Annotated in this window: 3 protein-coding genes; all 3 read right to left on the bottom strand. The window is 49.8% G+C overall.

The genetic code is table 11. The features are described from left to right. Positions 1-157 precede the first annotated feature (157 nt). Positions 158-424 carry a DUF4212 domain-containing protein gene (locus tag BZG14_RS15185; protein ID WP_077486486.1) on the bottom strand — a complete coding sequence of 89 codons (267 nt, stop codon included), beginning with the start codon at positions 422-424 and terminating at the stop codon, positions 158-160. A 180-nt stretch (positions 425-604) separates the two neighbouring features. Continuing rightward, positions 605-1237: a MarC family protein gene (locus tag BZG14_RS15180; RefSeq protein WP_077609146.1), complete on the bottom strand. Its 633-nt coding sequence runs from the start codon at positions 1235-1237 to the stop codon at positions 605-607. A 36-nt stretch (positions 1238-1273) separates the two neighbouring features. Beyond that, a partial coding sequence (locus BZG14_RS15175) for a response regulator transcription factor (protein WP_108743582.1) occupies positions 1274-1862 on the bottom strand: 589 nt, incomplete at its 5' end.

Here is a 1862-nt window from a genome sequence, read left to right as displayed (position 1 = left end):
TTGCCATCCCGTTGGCCACAGGGTTAACCCCGCCACCGGCGACATAAAACTCTTTGGTGGAGCCTGCGCGTGCCCAGATCGCAATCCCGATATAGAGGGCGAACGTGAACCCGACAACAATATAAGTAATGGTTCTTAAATCCATGTGTTAGTCCTCTTACTCGTCGTCCACGCCGAACTCGCGATCGAGTTTGCGCATTTGTTTGGCATACACAAATATGATGCCGAGGAAGGTATAAATCGATCCTTGCTGAGCAAACCAGAATCCAAGTTTATAGCCACCAATTTGAATGGTATTGAGGGCATCCACGAATAAGATCCCACAGCCGAATGAGACAACAAACCAGACAATCAGCAGACTGACCATCAGTTTTACGTTTCTGTCCCAGTAGGCTTTCGCGTGTTCCTTGCTTTGAAACGCCATCGCCTTCTCCTTGTTTAGTACGTTAATGGAATGTTACTTGAAGACGATAGCAGGGGATGAACAGCGCGACATTGCAACTTTAGTCGAGCGCAGTAAGTGATAATGATCGGAAAAAGCAGGGTTTTTGTGAGCTAGGTACGGCTGGCTCGGGTTGAGCCAGCTAAGATTTGCGCCAAAGGTCTAAGTTAAGTGGTAAAACTTTTGGATCCCTTCGAGCAAATTAGCAACGGCGACCGAGGCAAGTATCAGCCCCATGACGCGGCTGATAATCGACGCGCCGACGTTGCCAATCACTTTGTGAGTCACATTGGCCCCGAGGAGTAAGACCAAGGTCGCGATCAATACAAAAAACATCACCCCAGCGGTCACCGCTTGTTCAGCAATGGCGTACCGATTGTTATCTGTGAGCATGACCACCGCCATCATGGCGCCAGGAGAAGCAATGGAAGGGACGGCGAGCGGATAAACTGCGGTGGCGGCAATTTCGGCTTTATCCACGTTTTCACTCAGCATTTTGGCTTCTTGGCCGGGTTTTCCTTCACCGAAAATCATGGTTAACGAAAACAACAGTAATACCAAACCACCAGCTGCTTGGAACGCGGGCAAGGGGATTTGCATGGCTTCGAGCAAAATCTGACCGATAATTAAAAAGAACAGCAAAATAGCAAAGGCAATTGCCACGGCTTTCACCGCGACACGGCGTTTTTGTTTGGCGGACATGTGGCTGGTTTGTGAGAGATAAATGGGCACGCTACCGACAGGGTCGATCACGGCCCATAAAATCACGAATTGCGTAGCAAGAATACTTAACATAAGCGCTCCAAAGTCGGCGTCTGGGGCGCTAGCGTATCAAAGTTCGATATTAGATTGCTGCAATAAAATCACCGCTTGAGTGCGGTTTTTTACTCCTAGCTTACGAAAGATGGCTGTCATGTGCGCTTTAATAGTCGCCTCGGAAACCGACAGGTCGTAGGCGATTTGTTTGTTCAAAAGCCCGTCGCATAGCATCCGCAACACCTTATACTGCTGTGGCGTCAGTGTGGCGAGTTTGTCAGATAAGCGCTCGCTTTCATCGTCTTCGCCGAGATCATCAGGAAAGCAGGGGGTGCCTTCGAGCACTTGGGTTAACGATTGTACCAATGCACGCATATCGCTGGATTTAGGAATAAAGCCAAAGGCACCATGAGCGCGTACCTGGCGGATCACGCTCGGCTCTTCACTGGCAGATATCACCACAATCGGCAGGGTAGGATAATGGTGACGCAGCGCAATTAAGCCSGACATACCATTGGCGCCCGGCATTTTTAGATCCAGTAGCACCAAGTCGACCTCAGCCTCTCGCGCCAAGATCTGATTTAGACTGTCTAAGCTGTCTGCCTCTAGCAGATTGGCACCGCTTATCGCCATATGCACGGATTGAAAGAGGGCATTCCGAAAC

Origin of the sequence: Salinivibrio sp. IB282, from assembly GCF_001995685.1 — a bacterium.
In the GTDB taxonomy this organism is placed as follows: domain Bacteria; phylum Pseudomonadota; class Gammaproteobacteria; order Enterobacterales; family Vibrionaceae; genus Salinivibrio; species Salinivibrio kushneri.
The sequence above is the reverse complement of the archived record's forward strand: the minus strand, read 5'-3'. Positions and strand labels throughout refer to the sequence as shown.